General features: G+C 47.9%; 24 protein-coding genes, 7 tRNA genes and 1 other RNA gene. 15 read left to right on the top strand and 17 right to left on the bottom strand.

Annotated features, from left to right (window positions below; genetic code table 11):
- Positions 1-23: 23 nt before the first annotated feature.
- The 4 genes from ptsI to cysZ form a co-directional block, all read right to left on the bottom strand.
- Complete coding sequence (gene ptsI / locus BMX14_RS09560) at positions 24-1,751, bottom strand: phosphoenolpyruvate-protein phosphotransferase PtsI (protein ID WP_092676082.1); 1,728 nt, start codon at positions 1,749-1,751, stop codon at positions 24-26.
- Between the two features lie 135 nt (positions 1,752-1,886).
- Positions 1,887-2,144: a phosphocarrier protein Hpr gene (gene ptsH / locus BMX14_RS09555; protein WP_062812147.1), complete on the bottom strand. Its 258-nt coding sequence runs from the start codon at positions 2,142-2,144 to the stop codon at positions 1,887-1,889.
- 325 nt (positions 2,145-2,469) lie between these two features.
- On the bottom strand, positions 2,470-3,438 hold the full coding sequence (gene cysK, locus BMX14_RS09550) for a cysteine synthase A (protein ID WP_092676079.1): 969 nt from the start codon (positions 3,436-3,438) through the stop codon (positions 2,470-2,472).
- A 118-nt stretch (positions 3,439-3,556) separates the two neighbouring features.
- A complete protein-coding gene (cysZ, locus tag BMX14_RS09545; protein WP_092676076.1) occupies positions 3,557-4,312 on the bottom strand; it encodes a sulfate transporter CysZ in 756 nt (251 codons plus the stop codon).
- Between the two features lie 215 nt (positions 4,313-4,527).
- On the opposite strand from cysZ, the gene zipA reads away from it, so the two are divergent.
- The 3 genes from zipA (at position 4,528) to BMX14_RS09530 (ending at position 7,813) form a co-directional block, all read left to right on the top strand.
- Positions 4,528-5,523, top strand: coding sequence for a cell division protein ZipA (gene zipA / locus BMX14_RS09540; RefSeq protein WP_092676073.1), 996 nt, complete (start codon positions 4,528-4,530; stop codon positions 5,521-5,523).
- Between the two features lie 62 nt (positions 5,524-5,585).
- On the top strand, positions 5,586-7,598 hold the full coding sequence (gene ligA, locus BMX14_RS09535; RefSeq protein WP_092676070.1) for an NAD-dependent DNA ligase LigA: 2,013 nt from the start codon (positions 5,586-5,588) through the stop codon (positions 7,596-7,598).
- Positions 7,598-7,813 carry a DUF3820 family protein gene (locus tag BMX14_RS09530; RefSeq protein WP_092676067.1) on the top strand — a complete coding sequence of 72 codons (216 nt, stop codon included), beginning with the start codon at positions 7,598-7,600 and terminating at the stop codon, positions 7,811-7,813. Before ligA ends, BMX14_RS09530 begins: the two co-directional genes overlap by 1 nt.
- Before the next feature lie 33 nt (positions 7,814-7,846).
- Here BMX14_RS09530 and BMX14_RS09525 read toward each other — a convergent pair whose 3' ends face one another.
- From BMX14_RS09525 to BMX14_RS09510, 4 genes are all read right to left on the bottom strand, one after another.
- Positions 7,847-9,379 carry an efflux transporter outer membrane subunit gene (locus tag BMX14_RS09525; RefSeq protein WP_092676064.1) on the bottom strand — a complete coding sequence of 511 codons (1,533 nt, stop codon included), beginning with the start codon at positions 9,377-9,379 and terminating at the stop codon, positions 7,847-7,849.
- A complete protein-coding gene (locus BMX14_RS09520) occupies positions 9,380-10,951 on the bottom strand; it encodes a DHA2 family efflux MFS transporter permease subunit (RefSeq protein ID WP_092676061.1) in 1,572 nt (523 codons plus the stop codon).
- Positions 10,944-12,083: an HlyD family secretion protein gene (locus BMX14_RS09515; RefSeq protein ID WP_092676058.1), complete on the bottom strand. Its 1,140-nt coding sequence runs from the start codon at positions 12,081-12,083 to the stop codon at positions 10,944-10,946. Before BMX14_RS09515 ends, BMX14_RS09520 begins: the two co-directional genes overlap by 8 nt.
- Before the next feature lie 145 nt (positions 12,084-12,228).
- Positions 12,229-13,209 (bottom strand): bile acid:sodium symporter family protein, encoded by a 981-nt coding sequence (locus BMX14_RS09510; protein ID WP_092676055.1) that lies wholly within the window; start codon positions 13,207-13,209, stop codon positions 12,229-12,231.
- Between the two features lie 93 nt (positions 13,210-13,302).
- Between BMX14_RS09510 and BMX14_RS09505 the strand changes: the two genes are divergently transcribed.
- The 3 genes from BMX14_RS09505 to BMX14_RS09495 all read left to right on the top strand — a co-directional run bounded on the left by BMX14_RS09505 (position 13,303) and on the right by BMX14_RS09495 (position 15,959).
- Positions 13,303-14,220, top strand: a complete 918-nt coding sequence (locus BMX14_RS09505; RefSeq protein WP_092676052.1) for a LysR family transcriptional regulator — start codon at positions 13,303-13,305, stop codon at positions 14,218-14,220.
- Between the two features lie 869 nt (positions 14,221-15,089).
- A complete protein-coding gene (locus tag BMX14_RS09500; RefSeq protein WP_092676050.1) occupies positions 15,090-15,476 on the top strand; it encodes a PAAR domain-containing protein in 387 nt (128 codons plus the stop codon).
- Positions 15,477-15,488: 12 nt separating this feature from the next.
- Positions 15,489-15,959, top strand: coding sequence for a hypothetical protein (locus tag BMX14_RS09495; RefSeq protein WP_092676046.1), 471 nt, complete (start codon positions 15,489-15,491; stop codon positions 15,957-15,959).
- Here the strand turns inward: BMX14_RS09495 and BMX14_RS09490 are convergent.
- The 6 genes from BMX14_RS09490 to BMX14_RS09465 all read right to left on the bottom strand — a co-directional run bounded on the left by BMX14_RS09490 (position 15,945) and on the right by BMX14_RS09465 (position 16,607).
- Positions 15,945-16,067, bottom strand: a non-coding RNA gene (locus BMX14_RS09490) — RtT sRNA. The two genes, BMX14_RS09495 and BMX14_RS09490, sit on opposite strands and share 15 nt — an antisense overlap.
- Before the next feature lie 46 nt (positions 16,068-16,113).
- Positions 16,114-16,189 (bottom strand) — tRNA-Lys (locus BMX14_RS09485).
- A gap of 4 nt (positions 16,190-16,193) precedes the next feature.
- Positions 16,194-16,269 (bottom strand) — tRNA-Val (locus BMX14_RS09480).
- A 32-nt stretch (positions 16,270-16,301) separates the two neighbouring features.
- Positions 16,302-16,377 (bottom strand) — tRNA-Val (locus BMX14_RS09475).
- Between the two features lie 39 nt (positions 16,378-16,416).
- Positions 16,417-16,492: transfer RNA gene (locus BMX14_RS09470), tRNA-Val, on the bottom strand.
- A 39-nt stretch (positions 16,493-16,531) separates the two neighbouring features.
- A tRNA-Val gene (locus tag BMX14_RS09465) sits at positions 16,532-16,607 on the bottom strand.
- Between the two features lie 267 nt (positions 16,608-16,874).
- Between BMX14_RS09465 and gltX the strand changes: the two genes are divergently transcribed.
- Positions 16,875-18,290 carry a glutamate--tRNA ligase gene (gene gltX / locus BMX14_RS09460; RefSeq protein ID WP_092676043.1) on the top strand — a complete coding sequence of 472 codons (1,416 nt, stop codon included), beginning with the start codon at positions 16,875-16,877 and terminating at the stop codon, positions 18,288-18,290.
- A gap of 37 nt (positions 18,291-18,327) precedes the next feature.
- Here the strand turns inward: gltX and BMX14_RS09455 are convergent, their stop codons facing one another.
- Positions 18,328-18,678 carry a YfeC-like transcriptional regulator gene (locus BMX14_RS09455; protein WP_092676041.1) on the bottom strand — a complete coding sequence of 117 codons (351 nt, stop codon included), beginning with the start codon at positions 18,676-18,678 and terminating at the stop codon, positions 18,328-18,330.
- A gap of 288 nt (positions 18,679-18,966) precedes the next feature.
- On the opposite strand from BMX14_RS09455, the gene BMX14_RS09450 reads away from it, so the two are divergent.
- The 4 genes from BMX14_RS09450 (at position 18,967) to BMX14_RS09435 (ending at position 21,097) form a co-directional block, all read left to right on the top strand.
- Positions 18,967-19,042: transfer RNA gene (locus BMX14_RS09450), tRNA-Ala, on the top strand.
- 36 nt (positions 19,043-19,078) lie between these two features.
- Positions 19,079-19,154, top strand: a tRNA-Ala gene (locus BMX14_RS09445).
- Positions 19,155-19,307: 153 nt separating this feature from the next.
- Positions 19,308-20,462 carry an AI-2E family transporter gene (locus BMX14_RS09440; protein WP_092676038.1) on the top strand — a complete coding sequence of 385 codons (1,155 nt, stop codon included), beginning with the start codon at positions 19,308-19,310 and terminating at the stop codon, positions 20,460-20,462.
- 146 nt (positions 20,463-20,608) lie between these two features.
- On the top strand, positions 20,609-21,097 hold the full coding sequence (locus BMX14_RS09435; protein ID WP_092676035.1) for a DUF2938 family protein: 489 nt from the start codon (positions 20,609-20,611) through the stop codon (positions 21,095-21,097).
- Positions 21,098-21,157: 60 nt separating this feature from the next.
- Here the strand turns inward: BMX14_RS09435 and BMX14_RS09430 are convergent, their stop codons facing one another.
- The gene (locus BMX14_RS09430) at positions 21,158-22,342 is read right to left on the bottom strand and encodes a NupC/NupG family nucleoside CNT transporter (protein WP_092676032.1); all 1,185 of its coding nucleotides are present in this window, start codon (positions 22,340-22,342) and stop codon (positions 21,158-21,160) included.
- 354 nt (positions 22,343-22,696) lie between these two features.
- Here BMX14_RS09430 and BMX14_RS09425 point away from each other — a divergent pair, with 354 nt between their 5' ends.
- A complete protein-coding gene (locus BMX14_RS09425; RefSeq protein WP_092676030.1) occupies positions 22,697-23,935 on the top strand; it encodes an Nramp family divalent metal transporter in 1,239 nt (412 codons plus the stop codon).
- Positions 23,936-24,073: 138 nt separating this feature from the next.
- Positions 24,074-25,039, top strand: coding sequence for a glucokinase (gene glk / locus BMX14_RS09420; RefSeq protein ID WP_092676027.1), 966 nt, complete (start codon positions 24,074-24,076; stop codon positions 25,037-25,039).
- A gap of 32 nt (positions 25,040-25,071) precedes the next feature.
- Here glk and ypdK read toward each other — a convergent pair whose 3' ends face one another.
- Entirely contained in the window at positions 25,072-25,146 is a 75-nt protein-coding gene (gene ypdK / locus BMX14_RS16420) for a membrane protein YpdK (protein WP_143056412.1), read from the bottom strand.
- Between the two features lie 267 nt (positions 25,147-25,413).
- Between ypdK and BMX14_RS09415 the strand changes: the two genes are divergently transcribed.
- Positions 25,414-25,887, top strand: coding sequence for a universal stress protein (locus BMX14_RS09415; protein ID WP_230527425.1), 474 nt, complete (start codon positions 25,414-25,416; stop codon positions 25,885-25,887).
- A gap of 205 nt (positions 25,888-26,092) precedes the next feature.
- Positions 26,093-26,803, top strand: coding sequence for a hypothetical protein (locus BMX14_RS09410; RefSeq protein WP_092676024.1), 711 nt, complete (start codon positions 26,093-26,095; stop codon positions 26,801-26,803).
- The last annotated feature ends 89 nt before the right edge of the window (positions 26,804-26,892 follow it).

Raw genomic sequence — 26,892 nt, 5'->3', positions numbered from 1 at the left:
AACGTCGAAACACTGGTGACAAGTTAGCAAAGCGTTTTTTCTTTAATAAACTTATCGAGGATACCCGTTAAGGCTTCAGCAGTAGGTTGCGCGAGGGCTTCAGCCGCTAAAGTTTTAACATCTTCATAGTTAGTGTTGCGAATAATTTTTTTAATTCTAGGGATAGAAATAGAACTCATACTAAACTCATCTAGTCCCATGCCTAATAGTAATAGTGTAGCACGTTCATCGCCAGCTAACTCACCACACATCCCCGTCCATTTTCCAACAGCGTGAGATGCGTCAATAACTTGCTTGATTAAAAGCAGTACAGAAGGGCTCATTGGGTTATATAAATGGGAAATTCGGTCATTACCCCGGTCAACCGCTAAGGTGTATTGCGTCAAGTCATTAGTACCGATGCTAAAGAAATCGACTTCTTTTGCTAAATGATGGGCGATAGCCACTGAAGCAGGCGTTTCGACCATAATACCGACTTCAATCCCTTGGTCGAAGGCTTTTCCTTCCTCGGTCAATTGCGCTTTAAGCGTATCAAGTTCTGCTTTTAAACTACGCACTTCTTCCACGGAAATGATCATCGGGAACATAATACGTAGCTTACCGAACGCGGAGGCACGCAGAATGGCGCGTAACTGTGCGTGCAGGATCTCTTTACGGTCCATACCAATACGAATCGCACGCCATCCTAGGAAGGGGTTATCTTCTTTTGGAAGGTTCATATAAGGTAGGTCTTTGTCACCACCGATGTCCATGGTACGGATGATGACGGCTTGCGCCCCGACGGCTTCTGCGACAGCTTTATAAGCCTCAAACTGCTCTTGCTCGGAAGGTAGCGATTCACGGTCCATAAACAAGAATTCTGTACGATAGAGTCCGACACCTTCTGCGCCATTGCGCTCAGCACCCGCCACATCGCGTACTGTCCCGATATTGGCGCAGACTTCTACATGATGACCGTCTAGCGTAATCGCTGGCAAGTCTTTAAGCTTGGCCATCTCGTGTTTTTCGTCTAACCAAGCCGTTTGGATCTCACGGAGTTCCGTGATGTCATCTTCAGAGGGGTTGATAAGCACTTGGTTGTTAACGGCATCTAAAATCAGGAAATCGCCGTTTTTTACCGATTGGGTAATATTACCAATCCCTACGATTGCGGGGAGCTCTAAAGAACGGGCCATAATCGAGGTGTGAGAGGTTCTGCCGCCTAAATCGGTGATGAAACCTAAAACTTTTTCTAGGTTTAGCTGTGCCGTTTCAGAAGGTGTTAGGTCTTTTGCTACCAAGATTGACTCTTGGGCAATCGCGCTCAGGTCAACGATGGTCAGACCAAGGATGTTTTGTAGTAGACGCTTACCAATATCCCGCACATCTGCGGCGCGTTCTTTGAGGTATTCGTCATCTAATTCTTCCAAAGCCGAAGCTTGGTCTTCGATAACAGCATAAACCGCCGCATCGGCGGTTTGGTGATTTTTACGGATAAGATCGATGATTTCCTGCTCAAGCTCTTCATCTTCCAGCAGCATAATATGCCCTTCGAAGATAGCCTCTTTTTCCGTGCCAAAGGTTTCGCCTGCTTTGGTTTTGATCGTCTCTAATTGTGCAGAGGCTTTCTGGCGGCTCTCAAGAAAACGATTAATTTCTTGATCAACTTGGCTCGGATCGATTTTGTGGCTATTGATGACGATGTCATCTTCTTTTAGAAGGAGTGCTTTACCGAATGCAATACCGGGTGACGCAGGGATACCAGAAATCATAATCTTACCTTTAAATCAACGATGCTTAAGTGTAAATACTGGAAGTAAGCGCCCAAGTGTAGCGGATCAATGGGGCCATTGAGTGTAAAGCTACGCTTGACCAATAATCAATGGGCTTATCGTATTGCAGGCCTATTATTCTAGCTCAGCCATTAATTTTACTAAATGTTCGATCGCTTGTTGCTCATCTTCGCCTTCCGCACTAAGGGTCACAACAGTTCCTTGTGTTAATCCCAAGGTTTGTAGCTTGAAAAGACTCTTTGCGCTGGCCGTTTTACCCTGAGAGGTGACCGTAATATCAGACTGAAATCCTTTAGCTTCTTTGACGAATTGTGCCGCGGGACGGGTATGTAGACCATTTGGTGCAGTGATTGTTACTTCTTGCTGAAACATATTTTTCCCCAAGATAATCAAAAGATTTGTTACTTAACGTGATTATTCAAAAGTTATGACGTATTGAACCTGTCTACGATGACGGTTCAACTAAAAGTTATACTTCAATTACGACGATTACCCTACCGTTTTTGCAGTGTGATGTTGATCAAAAGCAAAAAATTTAGCGCATTATTTTTTGGCTCGAAATAAACCTCATCGTTGATACCAGAATAGGGGGGAGCAAAGCAAATGTGAACCAGGCAAAATTGAGATCTACTGCACAAAAAAAGCACCCGTAGGTGCTTTTTGTAGATGGCTTTTTTAAAAGCAAGAAGAAAGTCTACTAACCATTCTCTTTTTCTGTGAACAGGTCTGCAAATAACGCGGTTGATAGGTAACGTTCACCAGAGGATGGCAAGATAACCACGATGTTTTTATCGGCGAACTCAGGCTCTTGTTGTAATTTCAGCGCTGCGGCGACTGCTGCACCTGATGAGATACCGGCTAAGATCCCCTCCGACTCCATTAGATGACGGGCAGTATTGATGGCTTCATCATTAGTAATGGCAATCACTCTGTCCACTAAGCTGAGGTCTAAGTTTTCAGGGATAAATCCTGCGCCAATACCTTGAATTTTGTGAGGACCTGGCGTGACTTCTTCACCCGCGAGGGTTTGCGAAATCACTGGCGAGTCCGTGGGTTCGACTGCCACGGCATACAGACTGGTTTTTCCTTGGGTATGTTTTAAGTAGCGAGCCGTACCCGTCAGAGTACCGCCTGTGCCGACACCGGAAATCAAGACATCAACTTCACCGTCAGTGTCTTCCCAAATTTCTGGACCCGTGGTTTTTTCATGAATAGCAGGGTTGGCAGGATTACTAAATTGCTGCAGCATCAAATATTTTGCGGGATTACTGGCGACAATCTCTTCAGCCTTACCTATCGCGCCTTTCATTCCTTTCGCGCCTTCAGTTAAGACTAAGTTAGCCCCTAAGGCTTTGAGTAATTTACGGCGTTCCACTGACATGGTGTCAGGCATCGTCAGCGTCAATTTATAGCCACGGGCCGCCGCCACATAGGCTAAGGCAATACCGGTATTACCGCTGGTGGGCTCGACCAATTCAACGCCCGCTTTCAATAACCCTCTTTCTTCGGCGTCCCAGATCATGTTGGAACCGATTCGGCACTTCACGCTAAAGCTCGGATTACGTGACTCAACTTTAGCAAGGATACGTCCATTACCAAGGCGGTTTAACCTGACTAAAGGCGTGTGGCCAATTGTTAACGAGTTATCTTCGTAAATCTTACTCATATCCTTTCCTTGACTCTTTGAATTTTGGGGAACCTAATGAGAATACGCTTTATAGGGTCGCAGTGAAGTGACGAAATGCTATATCGATATGTCAGAGTGCAATAACTGCATTCAGCCTTCATTTGTGGAGACTTTGACGGTAGCGGTCAACCCAGAGCGCGGTAGCACCGCAGACGGCAATTGGCATGATGACCAAATTAATAATCGGGATCATCGTGAGAACGCTAATTAGACCACCAAATTCTAGATTAATTTTTCGATCACGGCCAAGATTTCTGCGCATATTCTCAAAAGCGATCTTGTGGTTATCGAAAGGGTAATCGCCATATTGGATGGCCATCATCCACGCCCCAAAGATAAACCATAGAATGGGCGCCAGCAGTTGACCTACCCCAGGGATAAAATGAAGAAGCAGTAGTCCGATGGCTCGTGGCAAGTAGTAACAGAGCTTTAGCCACTCTCGTTTCATGATCCTGGGCAGGTCGGCAACCAGCGACCACCAACTCATTTCATCGGGCGTATGACCGGTTAGGCGCTGCTCAAGCTGTTCAGCCAGCAAACCAAAAAAAGGTGCGGCAATCCAATTGGCGAGGGTGGAGAAGAAATAGCCAAAGACGAGAACGATGGAGATTACGGCGAGTGGCCAGAGTATAAAATTCAGCCAGGCTAACCAGTGTGGCACATAGCTCATTAATTGAGGGATCCACTGGTGAAGCTTAGTGAACAACCAGTAGAACGCTGATCCCAGTAGAAGGATGTTAATCAACAGAGGAACGATGACATAACGGCGAATACCCGGTAAACAAACGAGATGGCACCCTAACTTAACGTAGGTAAAACCCGAAGAGGGGAGAGGCTGTTGGCGCTGTGTCATATCCAAATACTCATAATAATAATCACCTCATCATAGTAACGTTTTTTTCGTCTTGGCGTAGGGCTCACTGCTGTTAATTTAATCAATCGCACCAGATTAGTGATATTATTCAAGATAATTGGCAGTGTATGCTTGCACTTATCCGCTCTGACCAATACATTGAAGGGTATATAGGTGCCTTTTTTAGGCAAAGTGTTTGAACAACAGAGAATATAGTGATGCAGGATTTGCGTCTGATCTTAATAGTTGTCGGTGCTATCGCAATTATCGCGTTATTGGCGCACGGTCTATGGACTAATCGTAAAGAGCGGTCTAGGCTTTTCCGTGATCGTCCTCATAAGCACGTTATGCAACGTCGTGATGAGAATCTTGACGAAGACGAAGTAACGGCTCCTGCTCAGGGAAAACCTCCTGTCCATTCGCCACAACCGTCCGCTACGCGTGATGCTGCACCAGTCCAACGCAGTGCGAACGTATCCGCTCAGCCTTCTGATACACGTCAACAGACGCCAGCGAAAAGCGGTTCGTTGCGTGACGGTATTGCACTGCAAGGTGATCCTTTATTGGGTCCCGAAGACGTTGACCAAAACCCTACAACACCTCCTGCGCCGACTCCTGTTGACGCCGTGGCTGAACCGGTCGCGAAACCGACAGTTCCCGTATCCTCAGCAGAAGAGCAGTCACTACAGCCTAGTGAAAGCGAAATGCCTGAGGCGACCCCAGCACCGACCGTGCAAGAAAAGCCGGTAACTGAGCGAGAAGAGAGCAAAGCTACTCCGGCTGAAAAACCATTAACTGAAACAGTACTGGTGTTCCATGTTGCGGCCCACGCCGGCAGCGAATTAAATGGCGAGCCGTTACTCCAAGCTATTTTACAAGCTGGATTCCAATTTGGTGAGATGAATATCTTTCATCGCCACCTTAGCCCGACAGGTAGCGGGCCTGTCCTCTTTAGTCTAGCGAACAGCGTTAAACCAGGATCCTTTGATCCGGATACGATGTCCGACTTCACCACGCCAAGTGTCTCTATCTTTATGATGGTGCCTTGTTATGGTGACGCGCTACAAAACTTCAAATTGATGCTTCAATCCGCGCAACGTATTGCCGATGATGTTGGGGGAGTCGTGATGGATGACGAACGCCATATGTTGACCCCACAAAAAGTCGAAGTATATAAAGCTCGAATTCGTGAAGTGATCAGTCACTCGTAACTTATCGCTTCTGTTCAGACTATCAACCCCCGCCTGTCGGGGGTTTTTTATCATGGTGCATTATGGCTAACCTCCAACAACAGGTAGACCGCTTACGTCGTGAACTTCGTCATCACGAATATCAATATCATGTCTTGGACGCCCCTGAAGTGCCCGATGCGGAATATGACCGCTTAATGCAGCAGTTGCGCCTGATCGAATCCGAGCATCCTGACTTAATCACCAGCGATTCGCCGACCCAGCGAGTCGGTGCGCGACCACTGAGTGCTTTCGACTCTGTCCAACATGAAGTCCCCATGCTCTCTCTGGATAACGTGTTCGACGAAACCAGCTTTTTGGCCTTTATTCGCCGAGTTAATGAGCGTTTACCCGCTGCGAATGGCGTCGATTATTGCTGCGAATTAAAACTGGATGGGTTAGCCGTTAGCCTATTATATGAAGAGGGGATTCTGACCCGCGCCGCGACCCGAGGGGATGGTGCGACAGGCGAAAATATTACCCAAAATATTCGTACTATTAAGTCTATCCCTCTCTCGCTGACGGGGGATAAGATCCCTCGTCGTCTCGAAGTGAGGGGGGAAGTCTTTATGCGACAGAAGGGGTTCGAAGCCCTGAATGAAAAAGCCCGACAAAAGGGCGGTAAAGTCTTTGCTAACCCGCGTAATGCCGCGGCAGGGTCACTACGTCAACTCGACCCCAGTATTACTGAGCAACGTCCGCTGAGTTTCTATTGCTACGGTATCGGCGTCCATGAAGGCGGCGAACTCGCCCAAAACCATTATGAGCGCCTCATTCAGTTGCGAGAGTGGGGATTACCCATGGAGCCGCATGTGACGGTATGCCAATCATCCGAGCAGGTGATGGCATTTTACCATCAGGTGATTGAACAACGTGAACAGCTTGGCTTCGATATCGATGGGGTCGTGATCAAGGTTAATGCCCTCGCTCAGCAGCAGCAGCTTGGGTTTGTCGCGCGCGCGCCACGTTGGGCGACGGCATTTAAGTTTCCCGCACAGGAGCAGATGACCCAGGTTCGCGATGTCGAGTTTCAAGTGGGTCGTACGGGAGCCATCACCCCTGTTGCGCGTCTAGAGCCGGTGCAAGTTGCCGGGGTATGGGTGAGTAATGCCACGTTACATAACGCTGATGAAGTCGAACGCCTAGGGTTGAAAATCGGTGACCGTGTGGTGGTGAGACGGGCCGGAGATGTGATCCCGCAAATCGTTAGTGTGTTCGCCGCAGAGCGTCCGAGCGATGCAAGAGACGTTGAATTTCCAAGCCAATGCCCAGTTTGTGGGTCGGACACCGAGCGGGTTGAAGGCGAAGCGGTTTTGCGCTGTACCGGCGGACTGATCTGTGGCGCTCAGCGTAAAGAGGCCCTAAAACATTTCGTCTCGCGTAAAGCGCTAGACGTTGATGGACTTGGCGATAAACTTATCGAGCAACTGGTTGATAAAGAATACGTTGCTACCCCAGCCGACCTCTTCCGCTTAACCGCGGGTAAGTTAACCGGCTTGGAGAGAATGGGACCTAAATCGGCACAAAATATCATTCAGGCTTTAGAGAAATCTCGTCAAACCACCTTAGCCCGCTTTATCTATGCCTTAGGGATCCGCGAAGTGGGTGAGGCAACGGCCCTCGCCTTAGCCACCCACTTTGTTACCTTAGAGGCGCTGATCGCTGCCTCGATGGATGACCTCATCGCAGTCGATGATGTCGGCACGGTCGTGGCCACCCATATTCGTCATTTTATGGACGAAGAGAGTAACCGTGAGGTTATTCGTCAGCTGGTAGATGACGCACAGATCTATTGGCCAGCCGCGGTGGTCGCTCAGGCAACGGAGTCGGCCTTTAATCACAAAACAGTGGTGCTTACCGGGACCTTGTACCAAATGACACGTGACGAGGCGAAGGCGCAGCTATTGCAACGCGGTGCTAAGGTGACAGGGAGTGTCTCGAAAAAGACCGATCTGCTGATCGCCGGTGAAGCGGCGGGCTCGAAGCTCGAGAAAGCGCAGGCATTAGGGATTACGGTGATTGACGAGCAACAACTTATTGCGATGCTGGAGGCGTAATGCCGGATAAAGAGCAGTTGGTTGAACTGGCGAACTGGCGTATGCCTTTTGGAAAATATCAGGGAAGGCGGCTTATCGATCTCCCTGAAGAGTATTTATTGTGGTTTGCTCGCAAAGAAGCCTTTCCAGAAGGGCACCTTGGGCAGTTACTGCAGCTGGCTTTAGCGATAAGAATCGAAGGGCTTGAACACTTAGTCACGCCGCTCAAGGTCTAAACACTTCCGCCCCGTAAACGGGGCGAAAGTATATTACGGGGAGGTGACCCCCGTTTTACCCACGTCACCAAAAACGGAATAATGGGGCAGCGTCACTGTGGATTGCTGTTCCCAGCCGCCCCCTAGCGCTTTGTAGAGTGCAACTAAATCCACCGCCGTTTGTGCTTGCGCCTGGATGGCCCGCTGTTCGGTTTGTGCTAACTGACGCTGTGCATCCAACACGGTAATGTAGGTAATAAAGCCTTTTCTATAGTTTTCGGAAGCAAGTTGATAAGCGCGCTGTAACGCGTCACGCGACTGCGTTAAGGCTGAATCTTGTTGTTGCCCCGTGCGGTAACTGACTAAGGTATTCTCTACTTCTTGTAGGGCCGTTAAGACGGTTTGCCGGTAATTGAGTGCGGCGGCGGCTTGTTGCGCACGCGCTAATTTTACATTGGAAACGAGGCGTCCCCCTTCAAAAATCGGCAGATTAATACCGGGTCCGATGCTGTAAAAATGGCTACTCCAATTATCCATATAATTGATGTCACTGTTACGCACTCCCAGTTGCCCGGTCAGCGACAGGCTTGGGAATAATTGCGCCACAGAGACACCAATATTGGCAGTTTGTGCGTGGAGGGTCGATTCGGCGGCGCGAATATCTGGCCGGCGGCGTGTCAGCTGCGAAGGGATGCCGACGGCGACCAGCTGCGGTAACGCCGGGAGCGGCTTGGTGGCTGCCAGCTCACTATCTAAGGCACCTGGCGGTTGGCCAATCAGCACCGCCAGCGCATTTTTCGCTTGGGCGATTTGTGATTGAAATTGAGGCAGCTGGGCCTGTAAAGCGGTTAACTGGGCCGTTGCACTCTCAACGTCACTACTCGGCGCTAAACCGTTTTGCATCTGGCTTTGCGTCAGTTCTAGACTCTGTTGGGCGATAGCGATCTGTTGACTAAGCGAGGCTTCGGTAGCCTGAGCCGCACGTAATTGGAGATAAGTACGTGTCACTTCGGCTTCGAGAGAGACCAATGCATCATTATGCTGTTCAATTTGTTGCTGTTCGCTGGCACGCGCCATCTCAATTTGTCGGCGGGTTTTTCCCCACAAATCGAGTTCCCAGCTGGCATCAAATCCGCCCTGGTAGAAGTTCACGCTGCCTGTCGCTTGATTCGCTATGTCACTGGGAATCGCATCGTAGAGCCCTTGAGATTGCAGCTCTCCCTTTAGCCCCAACTGTTGTCGAGAATACGAGGCTTGGCCATTCAGGGTCGGTAATAATCCTCCCTGTGCGCTCGACACTTGTTCGCGAGCACCAGAAATACGCAACACGCTTTGTTGTAAGCTTAAATTTCCCTTTGTTGCCCGTTGGATCAAGCTATTGAGCTGCGGATCCTGGAAGTTTTCCCACCAACTGACTTGGGTATCGGTCATTAACGGGTGAGAGGCTTGATCTTTTTCATTCGCGTGCCAAGCGCCGGTTAAGTGGTTTTCTGGGGCATGATAATCGGGTCCGACCGCACAGCCGCTGAGGGCCATAATCAGCATCGGTAATACTAATCGCTGTGAGTTCATGAGTTTTCCTTTCATTTAATGGCCTCCTGCGCTGCCTTCACTCTTCACGGGTGCGAGTAAAAGACAGAAGGGGATCATGACGAGGGCGATGACACATAGCCCCGTGAAGACATCGACATAGGCTAGGATACGGGCTTGGCTAATCATCTGTTTATAGAGTTGTGCCGTGGCTAATTGGGTACTGTTCCCGACCAAGGTCGTGAAATTCTCTATCGCCGCGCTCATCTTTTGTACCATTTGTGAAAAGGGCTCATCAAACATCGAGGTGTGATCAGAGAGATACGCCGAACGCGCTTGTTGTCGCTCGGTAATCGCCGCCGTGGACAGTGAAATGCCGATCGACCCCGCTACATTTCGGAACATAGTAAACAGCGCTGAGGCATCGGCATTCAATTGCTGGGGAATAGTAATGAAGGCGATGGTGGTCAAGGGGACGAATAAAAAGCCTAACCCAATCGACTGCACGCTGCGCATAATGACCAACGACGTAAAATCTAGCGTAGGAGTCATTTGAAAACCTGAGTAGAGGAACGACCCCATTAAGCAGATAAAGCCGAACATAATAATAAATCGGGTCTGCACGATCGGCATTAATTTTAAGACCAATGGAATAGTCAAAATGATAAAGAATGCACCGGGCGTCAGCACTAGACCAGCCAGTGTGGCGGTATAGCCCAAGTCTTGCTGAGCCAATTGCGGGATGACGACCGAACTGCCATACAGGATAAAGGCCATGGCGGCCATCAATAGTCCCGCTACCCAGAAGTTACGATCGCGCATGACCAATATATCTACAACTGGCCGGCGGGCGTACATTAGCCAATAGACGGTTCCGACAAGTCCAATAGCCGCGAGTATGGCAAAGGTAATGATAAAGGAGGAATTAAACCAATCTGCATCTTCTCCGCGGTCTAAAAAGACCTGCAAGCAGCCTAATCCCAGTGTGATAAGACTGATACCGATATAATCGATACGCAGCTGGCCTTTTTTTGCCTTGCGTTCCCAAGGCGGATCTTCAAGCAGTCGATAGATGGCAAGGGCCGCTAAGATTCCGACCGGAATATTGATAAAGAAAATCCAACGCCAACTGAAGTTATCGGTAATCCAGCCGCCCAAAGTTGGCCCTATTACCGGCGCGACAATAATGGCAATTGAAGAGAGTCCGAAAGCCTTGCCACGGTCCTGCTTACTAAAATAATCGAGTAATACCGATTGCTGGACGGGCTGTAATCCACCGCCGAAAAAGCCCTGCAAAATACGAAACAGGATCAGTTGCCAAAGCTCCGTTGCGATACCGCAGAGAAATGAGCAGAGGGTAAACATGATGACACAGATTAAGAAATAATTTTTACGGCCAAAGAGGCGACTAAAAAAAGCAGAGATGGGGAGAACAATACCATTAGCAACCAAATAGGAGGTCAGCACCCAGGTCGCCTCATCATAACTGGAAGAGAGCGAGCCGGCAACATGGGGAAGGGCAACGTTGACGATAGTGGAGTCGAGTACCTCCATAAATACCGCCAAGGTGACGGTGAGGGCAACCAACCAAGGATTACCGCGCGGTTGCCAGCGTTGTGCTTCACTCATCAACATGAACCTCAGGCTCTACCGATAGGCCTAAGGGTAGAGGGTGATGAGGGTCAAGGCCCTTGTCGATAACGATTTTTACGGGAACGCGTTGCACAATTTTAACAAAGTTACCGGTGGCATTCTCTGCCGGGAAGGCCGAGAAGTGTGAACCTGAACCCATCTGAATACTGTCAACATGCCCCTCAAGTTTCAGGTCAGGCCACGCATCGACGCTAACAGTCACTTTATTACCCGGATGCATATGTTCAAGTTGCGATTCTTTGAAATTTGCCGTTACCCAAATTTGCGGAGAGACCAATGAAAAGAGCGCCGTACCCGCTTGAACTAAACTGCCGACTTGGACATTACGCTTGGTGACATAACCGTCGTAAGGTGCACGTACTTCAGTATAAGAAAGATTAAGCTTGGCCGTCGCCAGTTGCGCTTCGGCTTGTGCAACCTGCTGTTCACGGGCGGCAATGGCTGTTTCTTGTTGATGCAGTTGTAGCGGTACTTGCGAGGCTATCTCGACTTGGGCTTGTGCTTGCTGATAATCGGCTTGCGCGGCACGATATTGTGAGGTGGCACTGTCTATATTGCTTTGCGTTGTCGCGCGCGGATCAACACCGTGTTGGCGTTGATACACCGATTCTGCATTGGCCAAATTTGCTTTTGCCTTGGCCTGATCAGCCAGGGCCTGATGCAGTTGTGCGGGATACTGGACTTTGGCTAATTGATATTGCGCTTGTGCCTGTTGCAGTTGCGCTTGGGCGCTACCAAGTTGGGCTTGCGCCTGTTCACGTTGGGCGTTGGCATCACGAGGATCGATCACCACCAGTAGCTCGCCTTGATGAACAAATTGGTTATCGTTAACGTTGAGGTTGACGACATATCCGCTAGTTTTCGGCGCGATAGTCGCAGCGTTACCATCGGTGAAGGCATCATCTGTGGATTCGATCCCTCGGTTCATTAACCAGAAAATCAATGCCACACAGAGAACGATGCAGGCGATGATTGCTAGAATGATAAGGGGTTTTTTACCTGGACGTTGTCGCTGGGGAGCATCGTTTTGTTCTTTCTCTTTTGAGGGCGCATCCTGATTTTGTTCAGCTGCATCCTGCTCGCGGTCATCTCGCGTATTGTCTGTCATGGTATCTTCCATCCTAAAAATTACCCGAAGGCGACATCTTCAACGTATACACGTTATGAGTGTAGATAAAATATGACGAGTTGGCGTTAAGAATAGCGATAAAGTCTTCACCCAAGGGGATTCCCATTGGGTGAATGTAAATAGATTATGATTCGGTAGACGACTGCTCACCGGCTTTTTTATAGCGTTGCGCTATCCATGAACAAGCCATCAGTTGGATTTGGTGAAAGATCATCAAGGGCAGAACGATAATGCCAACAATGCTTGCGGGGAAAAGAATATTGGCCATCGGTACACCATTGGCTAGGCTCTTTTTGGACCCACAGAATAAAATGGTGATCTCGTCGGGACGACTAAAACCGAACAGGCGGGCGACCACGAGATTGATTAATAAAGCGATAGTCAGTAACAGGATACAGCCTACCACAATCCAGCCAAGCGTGGTGGCATCGACTTTATGCCAAATACCGTTGACGACCGCTTCACTGAAGGCGGTATAAACCACCAATAAAATTGATGTTTGGTCAGTTTTACCGATTAAACTACGATGACGCTCAACCCACCCGCCAATCCAACGCCGCGCAATATGCCCCAGCACAAAGGGTAACAGCAGCTGTAGCATGATTTTACCAATCTGCTCAAAGCCATTACCCGGCATCGCACCGTGAACATTCATCACCAAATTCACTAATAGCGGCGAGACAAAGACGCCCAATAAGCTGGAGGCAGAGGCACTGCAGATTGCCGCGGCAACATTACCGCCCGCTAGAGAGGTAAAGGCAATTGCTGATTGAACGGTAGCAGGGAGAATACAGAGATAAATAAAGCCAGTGTAAATATCGTTACTGACGTTGACCGGATGCCACCACACCAGTAAGCAACCGAGGATGGGGAAAACAATAAAGGTGCTGCACATGATCCATAAATGTAAGCGCCAGTGGCTACTTCCGGCGATAATTTTTTCGCGGGAAAGCTTGGCACCATGCATAAAGAATAAGAGTGCGATGGCTGCGGTAGTAAGCCCTTCAACAATCGGAACGAACCCACCACGGGCGGGAAGAAAAGTGGCAAGTAAAACAGTGATGATAAGTTTGACCATCATCGGATCGAGTCGCAGAAAGCCCATAATTGTGTCCATGCAAAAAGTAATGATTGGATTGTGCTTGAAATCAGGTTAGAAATATAATTGATTTATTACATGAATATATGAAGAAAATAGATGAATTATAGTTTACGTCAGCTTCGCATCTTCGTTGCGGTGGCTGAGCAACAGAGTTTTAGTCGAGCAGGGGAGTTGATAGGCTTAAGCCAATCGGCGGTCAGTCATGCCGTTAAGGAGTTGGAACAAACGCTATCATTACGCCTGATCGATCGCACGACTCGTGAAGTGCTGCTGACCCTAGCGGGTAAACAGCTTGCTTCACGCATGGCCTTGCTAATTGATGATATGGACAGCTTCATTAAAGACTTATACAGCTATGGTGAACAGCGTACGGGTACGGTAAGAGTGGCGGCGAGTCAGACCATTTCCGCGCAACTGATGCCGAAATGTTTAGCTGCATGTCAGCAGCGTTACCCGGAAATACGTTTACTCCTGCAAGACAGCGTCCAGCAATCGGTGGTCCAAGCGGTGAGGCAGGAAGAAGTTGATTTCGGTATAGTGATTGAGCTTCAGAATACGCGAGAGTTTGAGACGCAACCCATCCTTCAAGATCCTTTTCTCTTATTATGCCGCGACGATGACCCGCTCGCAGAGCAGCCAGAGGTAAGTTGGGGGGACATCGCGCAGCGCCAATGTGTCCTGCAAGATTATGCCTCCGGCAGTAGAGTACTTATCGATGCGATTTTTCAGCAGCAAGGTGGTCACCCTGAGGTCGTTCAGCAAGTGGGGCACCCTAGCACGCTGTTTACGATGGTTGATGCAGGGATTGGGATCAGTATTCTTCCAGCGCTGGCACTGCCTTTACCGCGAGAGAGTCAGCTGGTGGTGAGGAAAATATCCCCAGAGAGGGGACGATTGTTGACACTTATACGTCGCAGAAATCGTTCACTCTCTCCCGCAGCAGAAGTGATTTGGCAATTGGTGGCCGAGCAAGCACAGCAGTTGGCGGAAAGACGTAAGATTACTGCGAGCTAGAAACGGAAAAAGCACTCAGAGGGTGGGTGTATACAGGCGTTACTAAACGGTCAAGGCATTAGCTCCACTGCTTTTTTAATGCGGCGTTTATCAGGTGCGCCGCAAATCTCTGTCCTATAGGGCGGAGAGGATGGCAACTTGCACTCTTTTACTTCCTTAAATTTTATTACTCGACCAAGGGAAGTAAAGGCATCAGGTGATACGGTTGAGGGTCAGATATAGCCAAAACTCTCCTAATGAGAGATAAGCTCGGTATTCCACTTGGCTTTAGACTCATAGCCTAATAACTCAGTATAATATTCCCCGTTCCTCGCCAAGTCACTGACGGCGAGAGTGAGATGAATTAAGCCCAGTTAAAACAGTCTTTTCCTGTAAAAACGCACCCGCGATAACTTACCATGGTACTCAGTCGCTTCATTTGAAAAGCAATTGAACAATGAAGTTATAGTCGGGGATAAAAATAAATTAATATCGAAATTAGAGAACCAATTGGATGAAAGATTGGCAGGCACGCTGGATAGTGTAAGTTCCTACCCATGTGGGGCGAGATCCATCCCGTCAATCTCGGATAGCTATATCAATGAGGAGACGGCCACTCAGATGGTGATTGGCAACCAGCGAGTTTACTGCCGCTGGATAATCAGCAATACAGACTGCTTTAGGTTAACACTTTGGATAAAGGCCGATTAATGCTGAATGTTGTGATCGGAATACAAACATCAACTTTTACGTCAAATTACAAATAGGTTAGTATTCGACCCGCGTAGCGATAAACATGACACGAATAAGGGAATAAAACGTCAATACATTGACGACGTTACCTCGGTAATTTCGGCAGGTACACTCTCTAAGGATAGGAGAATAGACTCATGGCAGCGATGGGGTTTTACCTACGGGTAGGTGATCTTACCACCTGTGGGGGCAAGATACTGACCGGGGATCAAACGCTCAGTTGGTATGGCGTGGCGGGAGCGCGAGAAGGTGATGCGGTATCGTGCGGCCAGTCTCCTGGAACGTATAAAATTTTGGGGGGGACCTCTGATAGCTGGGATGAAGGCAGAAGACTAGCAGGTACGCTGGATAGTGTAAGTTCCTGCCCGTGTGGGGCAAGATTCATCCCGTCAATCTCGGATGGCTATATCAAGGAGGATCCAGCCGAAGAGCAAGCAGAAAAGACGCAATGGCTTGACCTTGTCACGCTTCATGAAAAGCGAGCACAGCGGGAAGTTGATGAGAAACAACGGGCTGAAGAGTGAGACCGCAATCGTGTGTTCGCCAAATCCTGCCTGCGTGGAGAGGGCTGTAATGATGCCGGGAAAGAGCCGGAACCCCATACGCATTTTGCGGCAATGGCCTTTTATCAGGCTATCCCTCCATCCGAGACTGATGTTCCTCAGCGTGCTCAGACCGCTAAGAAAAAGAAAGCAGTAGACGATATACCGAAACCGAAAAAGCGAAGTGCCTTGTATAAATGGCTGAACGGTGATCACGAAGAAATCGACTATCAGCGGGCGATAGCCGCCGCGACGAGTGCTGCGAATGCTCAGACGGCTGTTGAAGGTGCCAGTATTCTTGGATTGGTAGGTGGCAGTGCCATTACGTCAGGAACCTGGGCAGTAAAACTGGGTGAAATAGTAACCGGGCTCGGAAGGATTGCCGCCAGTGGCCCCGGTGCTCCCATCGGCGTACTGGTGATGGGCATGATGCCCGGAAGACTCAATGACGGTGAGCAGGATTAGGATGACTCGCTGCGCTCGCCCTGCGGGTCGTTGCCGAGGGCAACGTTGTCTCACTGCGTTCGACTCGAACCTGCCGCAGGTTCTCATCCTGAACGATTTGGCATTGAGCGTCAGAAACGAAAAGAGCACCCTAGAGGTGCTTTTTTACTGAATTTGGTGGGTCGTGCAGGATTCGAACCTGCGACCAATTGATTAAAAGTCAACTGCTCTACCAACTGAGCTAACGACCCGAAGTGGTGGGTGATGACGGATTCGAACCGCCGACCCCCTCCTTGTAAGGGAGATGCTCTACCAACTGAGCTAATCACCCACTTCGGTATAAAAATACCTTTTGGCTGAATTTGGTGGGTGATGACGGATTCGAACCGCCGACCCCCTCCTTGTAAGGGAGATGCTCTACCAACTGAGCTAATCACCCAAATTCATAACCTTACACTGCGAGCCCACCTAAAATAAGTGGTGGGTGATGACGGATTCGAACCGCCGACCCCCTCCTTGTAAGGGAGATGCTCTACCAACTGAGCTAATCACCCAAATTCATAACCTTACACTGCGAGCCCACCTAAAATAAGTGGTGGGTGATGACGGATTCGAACCGCCGACCCCCTCCTTGTAAGGGAGATGCTCTACCAACTGAGCTAATCACCCCCGCTGTGTGGAGTCGCATTATAGGGATAGTTGACTTTGAGTCAACGCTTTTTATCACTTAATTTTTCGTTCGGTTTAAATTTCGCCACTCTGTCGGCCATTTAATCAATTTGCTGAAAATAGCCCCATAATTTGCGTAACCTCACGAGATTAGTCATGTCTTATTATTGAGGAAAAAGCGCTAACTGTTACACTGTGCAAAGAATAATACGATTCCACAAGGTTTTATCGGGTGTTCTACCCAATGTACGTTAAGGCAAACCTCAAATGAAAATCAAAACACGTTTTGCACCAAGCCCTACAGGCTACCTCCATGTTGGTGGCGCTCGCACCGCCTTATACTCTTGGCTTTACGCCCGACACAACCAAGGTGACTTCGTTCTGCGTATCGAAGATACCGATCTTGAGCGGTCCACACCGGAAGCTATTGAAGCGATTATGGACGGTATGAACTGGCTAAGCTTAAATTGGGATGAAGGCCCTTATTACCAGACCAAACGTTTTGATCGCTATAACCAAGTGATTGACCAGATGCTTGAGGCGGATACCGCTTATCGCTGTTATTGCTCGCGCGAACGTTTAGACACGCTGCGTGAACAGCAAATGGAAGCCGGTGAAAAACCACGTTATGACGGCTGTTGCCGTGATACCGAACATGGCCATACTCCTGATGAGCCTCATGTCGTGCGTTTTCGCAATCCACAAGAGGGTTCGGTCATTTTTGATGATCAAATCCGTGGACCTATTGAATTCAGCAACCAAGAACTCGACGACCTGATTATTCGCCGTACGGATGGTTCCCCAACCTATAACTTCTGCGTAGTGGTTGACGATTGGGATATGGGGATCACACATGTGATCCGGGGTGAAGACCATATCAACAATACGCCTCGTCAAATTAATATCCTAAAAGCAATTGGCGCAGAAGTGCCTATTTATGCGCACGTCTCCATGATTTTAGGTGACGATGGGAAAAAACTGTCTAAGCGTCATGGGGCCGTCGGCGTCATGCAATATCGTGATGACGGCTTCTTGCCCGAGGCATTGTTAAATTATCTGGTGAGAATGGGTTGGGCGCACGGCGACCAAGAAATTTTCTCTGTCGATGAGATGGTACAACTGTTCCAACTGGATGCGGTGAGTAAATCGGCGAGTGCGTTTAACACCGAAAAATTATTATGGTTGAACCATCATTATATCACCACGCTGGCACCAGAATATGTCGCCACACAGCTGCAGTGGCATATTGATCAACAACAGATCGATACGCGCACGGGTCCAGAGCTGGCAAAATTAGTGACGCTGTTAGGGGATCGCTGTAAAACGTTGAAAGAGATGGCGGAGACTTGTCGCTATTTCTACGAAGATTTTAATGAGTTTGACGCGGATGCGGCGAAAAAACACTTACGTCCAGTGGCTCGCCAGCCGCTTGAGTTAATTTCTGAGAAATTAGCTGCCCTGACAGAGTGGACGACTGAAGCAATTCATAACGCTATTGAGCAAACCGCTACCGAGCTTGACGTCGGCATGGGTAAAGTGGGGATGCCGTTACGCGTCGCCGTTACCGGAGCAGGGCAGTCACCTGCTTTGGATGTTACCGTTGAGGCAATTGGTCAACAACGTAGCGTAAAAAGAATTGCCCAAGCACTCGCCTTTATCAGCGAACGTGAAAACCAAGCTTAGTTGTATAAGTTCCGGCAGTCTAGGCTGCCGGGACTCCTCACGAAGTGATGCCTAATCGACCCAGAATGCCACTGATCCCTTCTCGTAATAAAAGAGAGGTAAGCTGCGCTTTTTCATCGGGACTCATTTGCTGGAGAGAGCTCAGTAAGATCTGGGTGAGTTGATCTTTACGAACCGTGTAATGACTTCGTGGTTCTGCTGCGTGCCGCACGGATTTCAAAAATTCGGTTACTTGCTGGTCAATGTGCACTAATCGTGCCTTACCCCCTTGTACACCAGGCTTGGCAACTGTGGTCCATCCTTCACGTTTAATCCACTTATTGATAGTTTGACGCGAGTAACCCGTTTCCTGCGCGAGTTCTTCAGGTGTCATCCATTCCTTATTCACAATCAGTTCCTTCTAGTAGATTGTCTAACGTTAACCCGTAATTATGAAAATAACTTGAAGTGGAATAAAATAAAAGAACTAATCATACAAGATTATGCGTTTACTCATACTTTCTTTAATTATCAACACTAATTCATTAGAAAAGGTCAATAAAACTTTAGGTTGGTGGCTTTCGCAACTTTTTGCTGTAATTTTCAGCGATTGCACAGGGATATAAAAAATGATGTTGACAGTTATCAATCAGTTACCTATTATTCCGGCGTCAGTAACACTGACACCTTCATTGAAGGGGCTATAGCTCAGCTGGGAGAGCGCTTGCATGGCATGCAAGAGGTCAGCGGTTCGATCCCGCTTAGCTCCACCAAACTCCTCGAGTTTGTACAATGAAATTCCTAGACGTGGGGGTATAGCTCAGCTGGGAGAGCGCTTGCATGGCATGCAAGAGGTCAGCGGTTCGATCCCGCTTATCTCCACCAATTCTTAATGACTTCCCTTCAATTTACGCTTCTAAGCATTTTTATTTTCCCAGTTAAGTGAAATTTATTACTTATTAAGCAATAATAACGCGGTAAGCCACTGACGGCTTTACGACACATATCTGAATTTTATTTGTCAATTGAGATTACGCTATGAAGCTTAAGGGAATCAATCAAGGTTTCTTCATTTTACTACTGCTATTAACGACTGTTGCATTTTGCTTTGTCCTGAAAGCCTACTACTCATCGATTTTTTGGGCAATTATCTTAGCGGTACTGTTTTATCCGCTGAAAACCCGTATCAGAGCATGGTTGGGCGATCGTAATGCGCTCGCTGCTTTTCTCACTCTTCTTGTGATATGTCTGATTGTCTTTATTCCATTAGTCATAGTCACCACTTCGCTGGCCTATGAAGGCAACCAACTGTATCAGAGTGTCTCTCAAAACCGTGGGAATTTAGCCGGGGACATCACTCAGTTAATCCAGCATCTGCCTACCTTCGTCCAGAATTTCCTGGAGCGCTATGGACTGACCGATGTGAACACCCTGCAACAAAAAGTCTCAGCCCTAGCGATGCAGGGTAGTCACACGCTGGCTAATAGCGCGCTGATAATTGGTCAGGGGACGTTTAGTTTCACGGTCGGCTTCGCTATCATGCTCTACCTGCTCTTTTTTACCCTAAAAGATGGCGCTTATTTGGTCGGATTACTGCTGGATGCCGTACCGCTTACCCAGCACGCTAAGCATCACTTGTTATTAAAGTTTGCGGCAGTTTCGAAAGCGACTGTCAAAGGAACCGTGGTGGTGGCAATAGTCCAAGGTGCCTTAGGAGGAATTGCTTTCTGGTTCCTAGGCGTCGAGGGAAGTGTGCTCTGGGGAGCACTGATGGCCTTCTTATCCTTAATCCCAGCCGTCGGTTCTGCGATTATCTGGGCGCCTGTCGCGCTCTATTTCCTCGTGTTAGGACCGGTTTGGAAAGGGTTATTCTTGATCGCCTTCTTTGTCGTCGTCGTCGGGCTAGTTGATAACTTCCTGCGTCCACTCTTAGTCGGTAAAGAGACCAGAATGCCTGACTACCTTGTGTTGATTTCAACGTTAGGCGGAATGGAACTGTTCGGGATCAATGGGTTCGTGATCGGTCCGTTAATTGCCGCGCTATTTATAGCGTGTTGGAATCTACTCTCTGGACGAGAAAATAAAGATAACGCCGAAGAGATTGATCCTGATTTCATTGCCGAAGGGAAAGATGAAACAGAGGCCCTAAGAGCGAAATTGGCTGAACAGAATCACAGCGATCAGTCGTCATAATCGTTATTCTTATCAACAAACGCACATGAGCTCATCAACGATGGGCTCTTTTTTTAGCCTTTAATAGAGAGTTAATGTCGTACAGCGCAGAAGGGCAACGCGTTCTATACTAGGCTAAGCAATGCGTCATTATTGAGTGAATACAAATGAATACACTAATTATCTTTAGTCTGGTGGTAGGAATAGGCTCAACCTTGGTGTTGGATCTCTGGGGAATGTTACTCTTCAAGCTGAAGGGAACAACACCCACTGATTGGGGGAGCGTAGGCCGATGGTTATTGGGACTTCGGCAGGGGGCGTGGGTCGCAATCCAACAGGACACTCGGCCTCCCTCTGCAGTAGAAAAAATAAGCGGCTGGACCTTCCATTATCTAGTAGGCGTTGCCTATGCGGTAATACTGGTTATTGGCTGGGGAATGCCCTTTATTCAAGCACCAACACTTTTACCCATCATCTTAGTAGGAATTGTGCTGAGTTCCATTGCGGGTCTGATGCTCTTTATGCCGGCGATGGGGGCTGGGTTCTGCGGCAGAAAAATACCGAATCGAGGTGCTGCAATCATAATGATGATAATTGCCCATACCGTCTTTGCACTGGGCCAGTACAGTTTCACATTACTCTACGCGAATGCGTGAAGGAAGAAGTAGGGGAGTGAATACAAGCGGCTTAATCAGCCGCCTGTAGGGAGCAGAGTGTTAGAGCACTAGACCGGCAATGGCTGCGGAGAGCAAGCTTACCAAGGTTGAACCATAGATAAGTTTAAGCCCGAAGCCCGAGACAACATTTCCTTGTTTCTCATTTAACCCTTTAATCGCGCCGCTAATAATGCCAATGGATGAGAAGTTAGCGAATGAGACTAAGAAGACGGAAAGTATCCCCTCGGAGCGGGGTGACAGCTGTCCAGCCATTTTTTGCAAGTCGATCATCGCCACAAACTCGTTTGACATCAATTTTGTCGCCATAATACTACCGACGCGCAAAGCTTCATTGCTAGGAACACCAATCACCCAAGCGAGTGGATAGAAGATATAGCCGAGGATATTTTGGAAGCTAATACCAAAAATAGCAGTAAACAGGGCATTGACCGCTGCAATCAGGGCGATAAAACCGATTAGCATCGCCGCGACAATCATTGCGACTTTGAAGCCAGCAAGAATATATTCGCCGAGCATTTCGAAAAAGCTCTGCCCTTCATGGGTATTCTTCAGCGAAAGGTCTTCTTCTTGTTTAGCCGAGTAGGGATTGATTATGGATAGCACAATAAAGGTGCTGAACATATTTAAGATTAAGGCCGCCACAACGTACTTCGGCTGTAACATGGTCATGTAGGCACCAACGATAGACATTGATACAGTTGACATGGCGGTCGCGGCCATGGTGTACATACGACGCTCTGACATCTTACCTAGAATATCTTTATAGGCGATAAAATTCTCAGATTGGCCCAGGATAAGTGAGCTCACAGCGTTAAAGGATTCTAACTTTCCCATACCGTTGATTTTTGAGAGCACTGTCCCGATAAAACGGATGATGATGGGGAGAATCTTGAAATGCTGCAAAATACCGATTAAAGCAGAGATAAAGACTATCGGGCACAACACATTCAGGAAAAAGAACGCCATTCCTTTATCGTTCAAGCCGCCGAACACAAAATTGGTGCCTTCTGCTGCATATTTAAGCAGCATGGAGAAGAAGTTTGAAAAGCCTTGAACCACACCCAACCCAACGTTCGAGTTGAGGAAAAACCAAGCTAACACAAGTTCGACCACCAGAAGCTGTAAAATATAACGGTAAGCGATACTTTTACGGTCTTTGCTAACAATCAGCGCTAGAACGGCTATAACTATCAGAGCGAGTACAAAATGAAGTGCTTGTGACATGCATAGTGCCTTAAAACTAAAGGGATAGATCGTAGGGCGCTATTCTAGGGCAGAGTTAGCTTAAAAACGAGCAAAGTTGCCTATTATAAGCAATGGATCTCATATTTTTTTACTCAATATCTTGGGAACGGCCGATTTGTTATTGATAAATAGACGTTAGGTTACAGGTGAGCGATTTACGGTGTGATCGAGTAATAAAACTGTTGCTGATGAGCAAATGAACAGGTACCTTACTACAAAGTATAGCAAAGGCTATACTTTGTAGTCTCTGCTATCAGAGTGATTACTTATACCGATTTCTTTTCACTGAGGGGATCGCCTAGAGTTGGACATCATGTTAAACAGGATTCATCTATGTCTCGTCGCCAGAAAACGACAATGCCTATTATGACTCAACGCAAAGCCAAAATGTCGTTATTGGGCCCGGCTTTTATCGCGGCTATCGGCTATATCGATCCCGGTAACTTTGCCACCAATATCCAAGCGGGTGCCAGTTATGGTTATCAACTGTTATGGGTAGTGGTATGGGCCAATATCATGGCCATGTTGATCCAATTACTCTCAGCGAAGTTAGGGATAGCGACGGGGAAAAACCTCGCCGAGCATATTCGCGACCGCTTTCCTAAGCCCTTAGTATGGTTCTATTGGGTACAAGCAGAGATCATCGCGATGGCAACGGATCTGGCTGAATTTATCGGTTCTGCGCTGGGTTTTAAACTGCTGTTTGGGATAAGTCTACTCGAAGGGGCGGTGATTACCGGGGTCGCTACCTTCCTCATCTTAATGTTACAGAGCCGTGGGCCCAAGCCGTTGGAATGGTTAATTGGGCTAATGCTACTCTTCGTCGCCGGCGCTTACATTGCCGAACTGTTTTTCTCACAACCTGATCCACGAGGATTGCTGGTAGGGATGGCGGTTCCTAAATTACCCGATACTAATGCGCTCTATCTCGCCGCAGGGGTACTGGGCGCGACCATCATGCCGCATGTTATCTATCTCCACTCTGCCTTAACACAGCGGGGTGATGATAAAAATAAAGCGCAACGTTACGCCTCCACCAAACTGGATGTCGCGATTGCGATGACGATTGCGGGTTTTGTGAATCTAGCGATGATGGCGACTGCAGCGGCCGTGTTCCATTTTAATGGCCATACGGGAATCAGTGAACTCGACCAAGCCTACATGACGTTAAAACCTTTACTGGGGAACGCCGCCACAGTAGTCTTTGGCTTAAGCTTGGTGGTTGCTGGGCTTTCCTCAACCGTCGTGGGGACCTTAGCAGGTCAGGTAGTGATGCAGGGTTTTGTCCATTTCACCATTCCTTTATGGTTACGCCGTACCATCACCATGTTACCTTCCTTCGTGGTCATCTTAGCGGGGATGGATGCGACCAAAATATTGGTATTGAGTCAGGTGGTCTTAAGTTTTGGGATTGCACTTGCTCTGATCCCATTGTTGATGTTTACTAACCGAACCGAAATTATGGGTGATCTGGTTAATACCCGCTGGATTAAGATAGCAGCATGGGGGATCATTCTGATTGTTGTTTCTCTTAATTTAGGATTATTATTCGGCGACTTGGTTGGATTATAAAAATAATTGTCCTCTTAATACTTTATTGAGTTTATTCGTATGCACCTGTCTGGCGTAGGCATAACGAAGCTCATTGAAACTTAGCTTAAGTTGTTTGGCGACTTAAGATGAATTATCCCGAGTGGAGCATTAAAAATAATGACTAAATATGCATTAGTCGGCGATGTGGGTGGCACCAATGCACGGTTAGCACTTTGTGATGTGGCTAACGGATTGATATCGCAAATTGATACTTTTCCAACATCAGACTACCCGAGCCTTGAGGCGGTTATCCGGCACTATTTAGATCAACAACATATTGACGTTGTTGATGCCTGCATCGCCATTGCTTGCCCAGTTAAAGGTGATTGGATTGCAATGACCAATCATCCTTGGGCTTTTTCAATCCAGGCTATGAAAGAAAATCTACACTTCGAACACTTTGAAGTGATTAATGACTTCACCGCAGTGTCAATGGCCATCCCGATGTTAGGGGAGAGTGACGTATTGAAGTTTGGTGGAGATGAACCTGTAGCAGATAAACCTATCGCTGTTTATGGTGCCGGAACTGGATTGGGTGTGAGCCATTTAGTGCACGTGGATAAGCGTTGGGTACCCTTACCTGGAGAGGGCGGACATGTTGACTTCGCACCGAATAGTGAAGAAGAAGATCAAATATTAGAAGTCTTACGTGAAGAGATGGGTCACGTCTCTGCTGAACGCGTACTTTCTGGTGCAGGTTTGGTGAATCTCTACCGCGGTATCGTGAAAGCCGACCATCGTGAGCCGGAAGAACTCAAACCACGCGAAGTGAGTGAACGTGCGTTAGAAGATAGCTGTATCGACTGCCGTCGTGCGCTCTCTCTGTTCTGTGTCATTATGGGGCGTTTTGGCGGAAACTTAGCCTTAACCTTAGGCACCTTCGGTGGCGTTTATATTGCCGGCGGAATTGTTCCACGTTTCCTTGAGTTCTTTAAAGCCTCAGGCTTTCGTGCTGCATTCGAAGACAAAGGACGTTTTCGTGATTATGTTAAAGACATCCCTGTCTACATGATTACTCATGAACAACCTGGGTTGCTCGGGGCAGGGGCGCACATACGCCAAACCCTCGGTTCGGTGTTATAAACCGAGAGCATAACAGGGCTAACGCCCTGTTATTATTTCAGTAGCAATACAAACGTCCCTAGCCACAGCACAACAAAAAACGAAATTCCCATCAGTGCATATTTCATAAGATATCCTCTATTATCATTTTATTCCGCTGAATACCTTGGTACAGCTCATCGCAATCGTACTACGTGATGTGCATCACGATTTTGATCCCGCGTAATGTACGTTGATTTAACGTAAAAAGAAATATTCCTTACTGAGAATTAACATCATTCACGCGCTACTGACATAATGCGGATGACCCTACATCATTTTTTTTAATTAAATCGCTTGAGAGAGTATTTAGATTGGCAGTAGAGTGAAAATATCTTCGACTAAGGGATAATGTGATGAATACAGTGGTTATGGCAATCGATCACCAGAACAATCTTTCCACCACGATCAGTCAATTAACGTTGCAAGAAGCTATGCTCCGAAATGCGTCAGTCGTGATTATTTGCTGTCTACCGACTGACGGCGGCGTCGAGGGTGAGGTGATGGATATTGAGTGCGCGATCGACCAAGCCGTCCAACAGCATGGGCAGCCTAAAGATCCCCTAAACTGTGCTGAGACCAGCGTTCGTGCCGCATTAGTCCCTTTCCAACAGTCCGGGGTCTCGGCTCGCGGTCTACTTTGCCGAGGGGAGCCTGCAGCGGTCATTGTTGAGCAAGCGAATAAGCTCTCCGCTACCATGATTATTATGGGACGTCGACACCTCTCCCCCTTTAACCGACTGTTTAAAGGTTCCGTCAGCGCCGCGGTGCTCGAAACCGCGTGCTGTCCGGTATTGATTGATTTGAGCGAAGGGCAGAGTGATGGCTAGTGGCTAAATTTCTGTCGTCTGTAGGGAAGATTAACAATTTCAGACTTAATCCTCTGAGAAAATCAGCTATATTCTAAGGATTGAGGACTGGGTTATGACCTAGGTTATCCATCCAGTTCAATACCTTAACGACCTAATATTTCTTCTTTGACTGGCCGTCACAGCGACTGCTAGGCAGAGTAGTGAGATTTAACGGATATTATTTGTGCGTAAAGCCACTCTTATTTTTATCATCATCGTTATCATCGGTGCCATCGGTTATCGCTTCTATACCCCTTCAACCGATTCGCGTCAGCACGCGCAGCAACAGGCGCTCGCTCAATTTGCCGCGTTACCGGGCTATCGATTACTTAAACAGCAAGAGCCACAGCTTTGGCAGGAAGTGAGTGAGTCTTTTATGCATTCATTGGCCGCAGAGCATAGTCAACAACAAGCGATCGGTGAGGTGCGTGGACAGCTCACCGAATTGGTGAACCTTAGAATTGTTAAGGCAGATGATCGCGCGGTAACGGGCTACATTGCCGTCGCGGTTCAAGAGATGCAAGCATTGAACAAGATCTCAGCTGAAAGTTGCTATCGATTCCTTTATCCGCAAGTATCAGGCGGCGTGAACATTGGCGAACTCCTAAGCCCTCAAATGAATCAAGTTGATGAAGAAGCCCTAGAGCAACTATTTCTACACAGTCAAGATGGCGACCGGCCGCGCGATATTGCGGCTGCACATAATGCGCTGAATGACGTGGTGAAGAGGCTTTATCCGCAATGGGGTAATGAATTACAGCAACTCAATCAACCAGAGGATTTAGCGACAGACCATCAAAAGCTCTGCGTGATGTCGATTGATCTTTATCGAACGATCCTAACATTACCTCAGCCAAAAGCTGCGAATCTTATCCGTCAGATGGTCGTGGGCTGATAAAGGTTCAGAATCTACTGATAATCATCCAAACACCATAAAATACGATAATGCGCACCGTTGTCTCGGTTATAGTAGCGAGATCTAGG

The sequence above is a fragment of the Rosenbergiella nectarea genome (assembly GCF_900111105.1).
In the GTDB taxonomy this organism is placed as follows: Bacteria; Pseudomonadota; Gammaproteobacteria; order Enterobacterales; family Enterobacteriaceae; genus Rosenbergiella; species Rosenbergiella nectarea.
The sequence above is the reverse complement of the archived record's forward strand: the minus strand, read 5'-3'. Positions and strand labels throughout refer to the sequence as shown.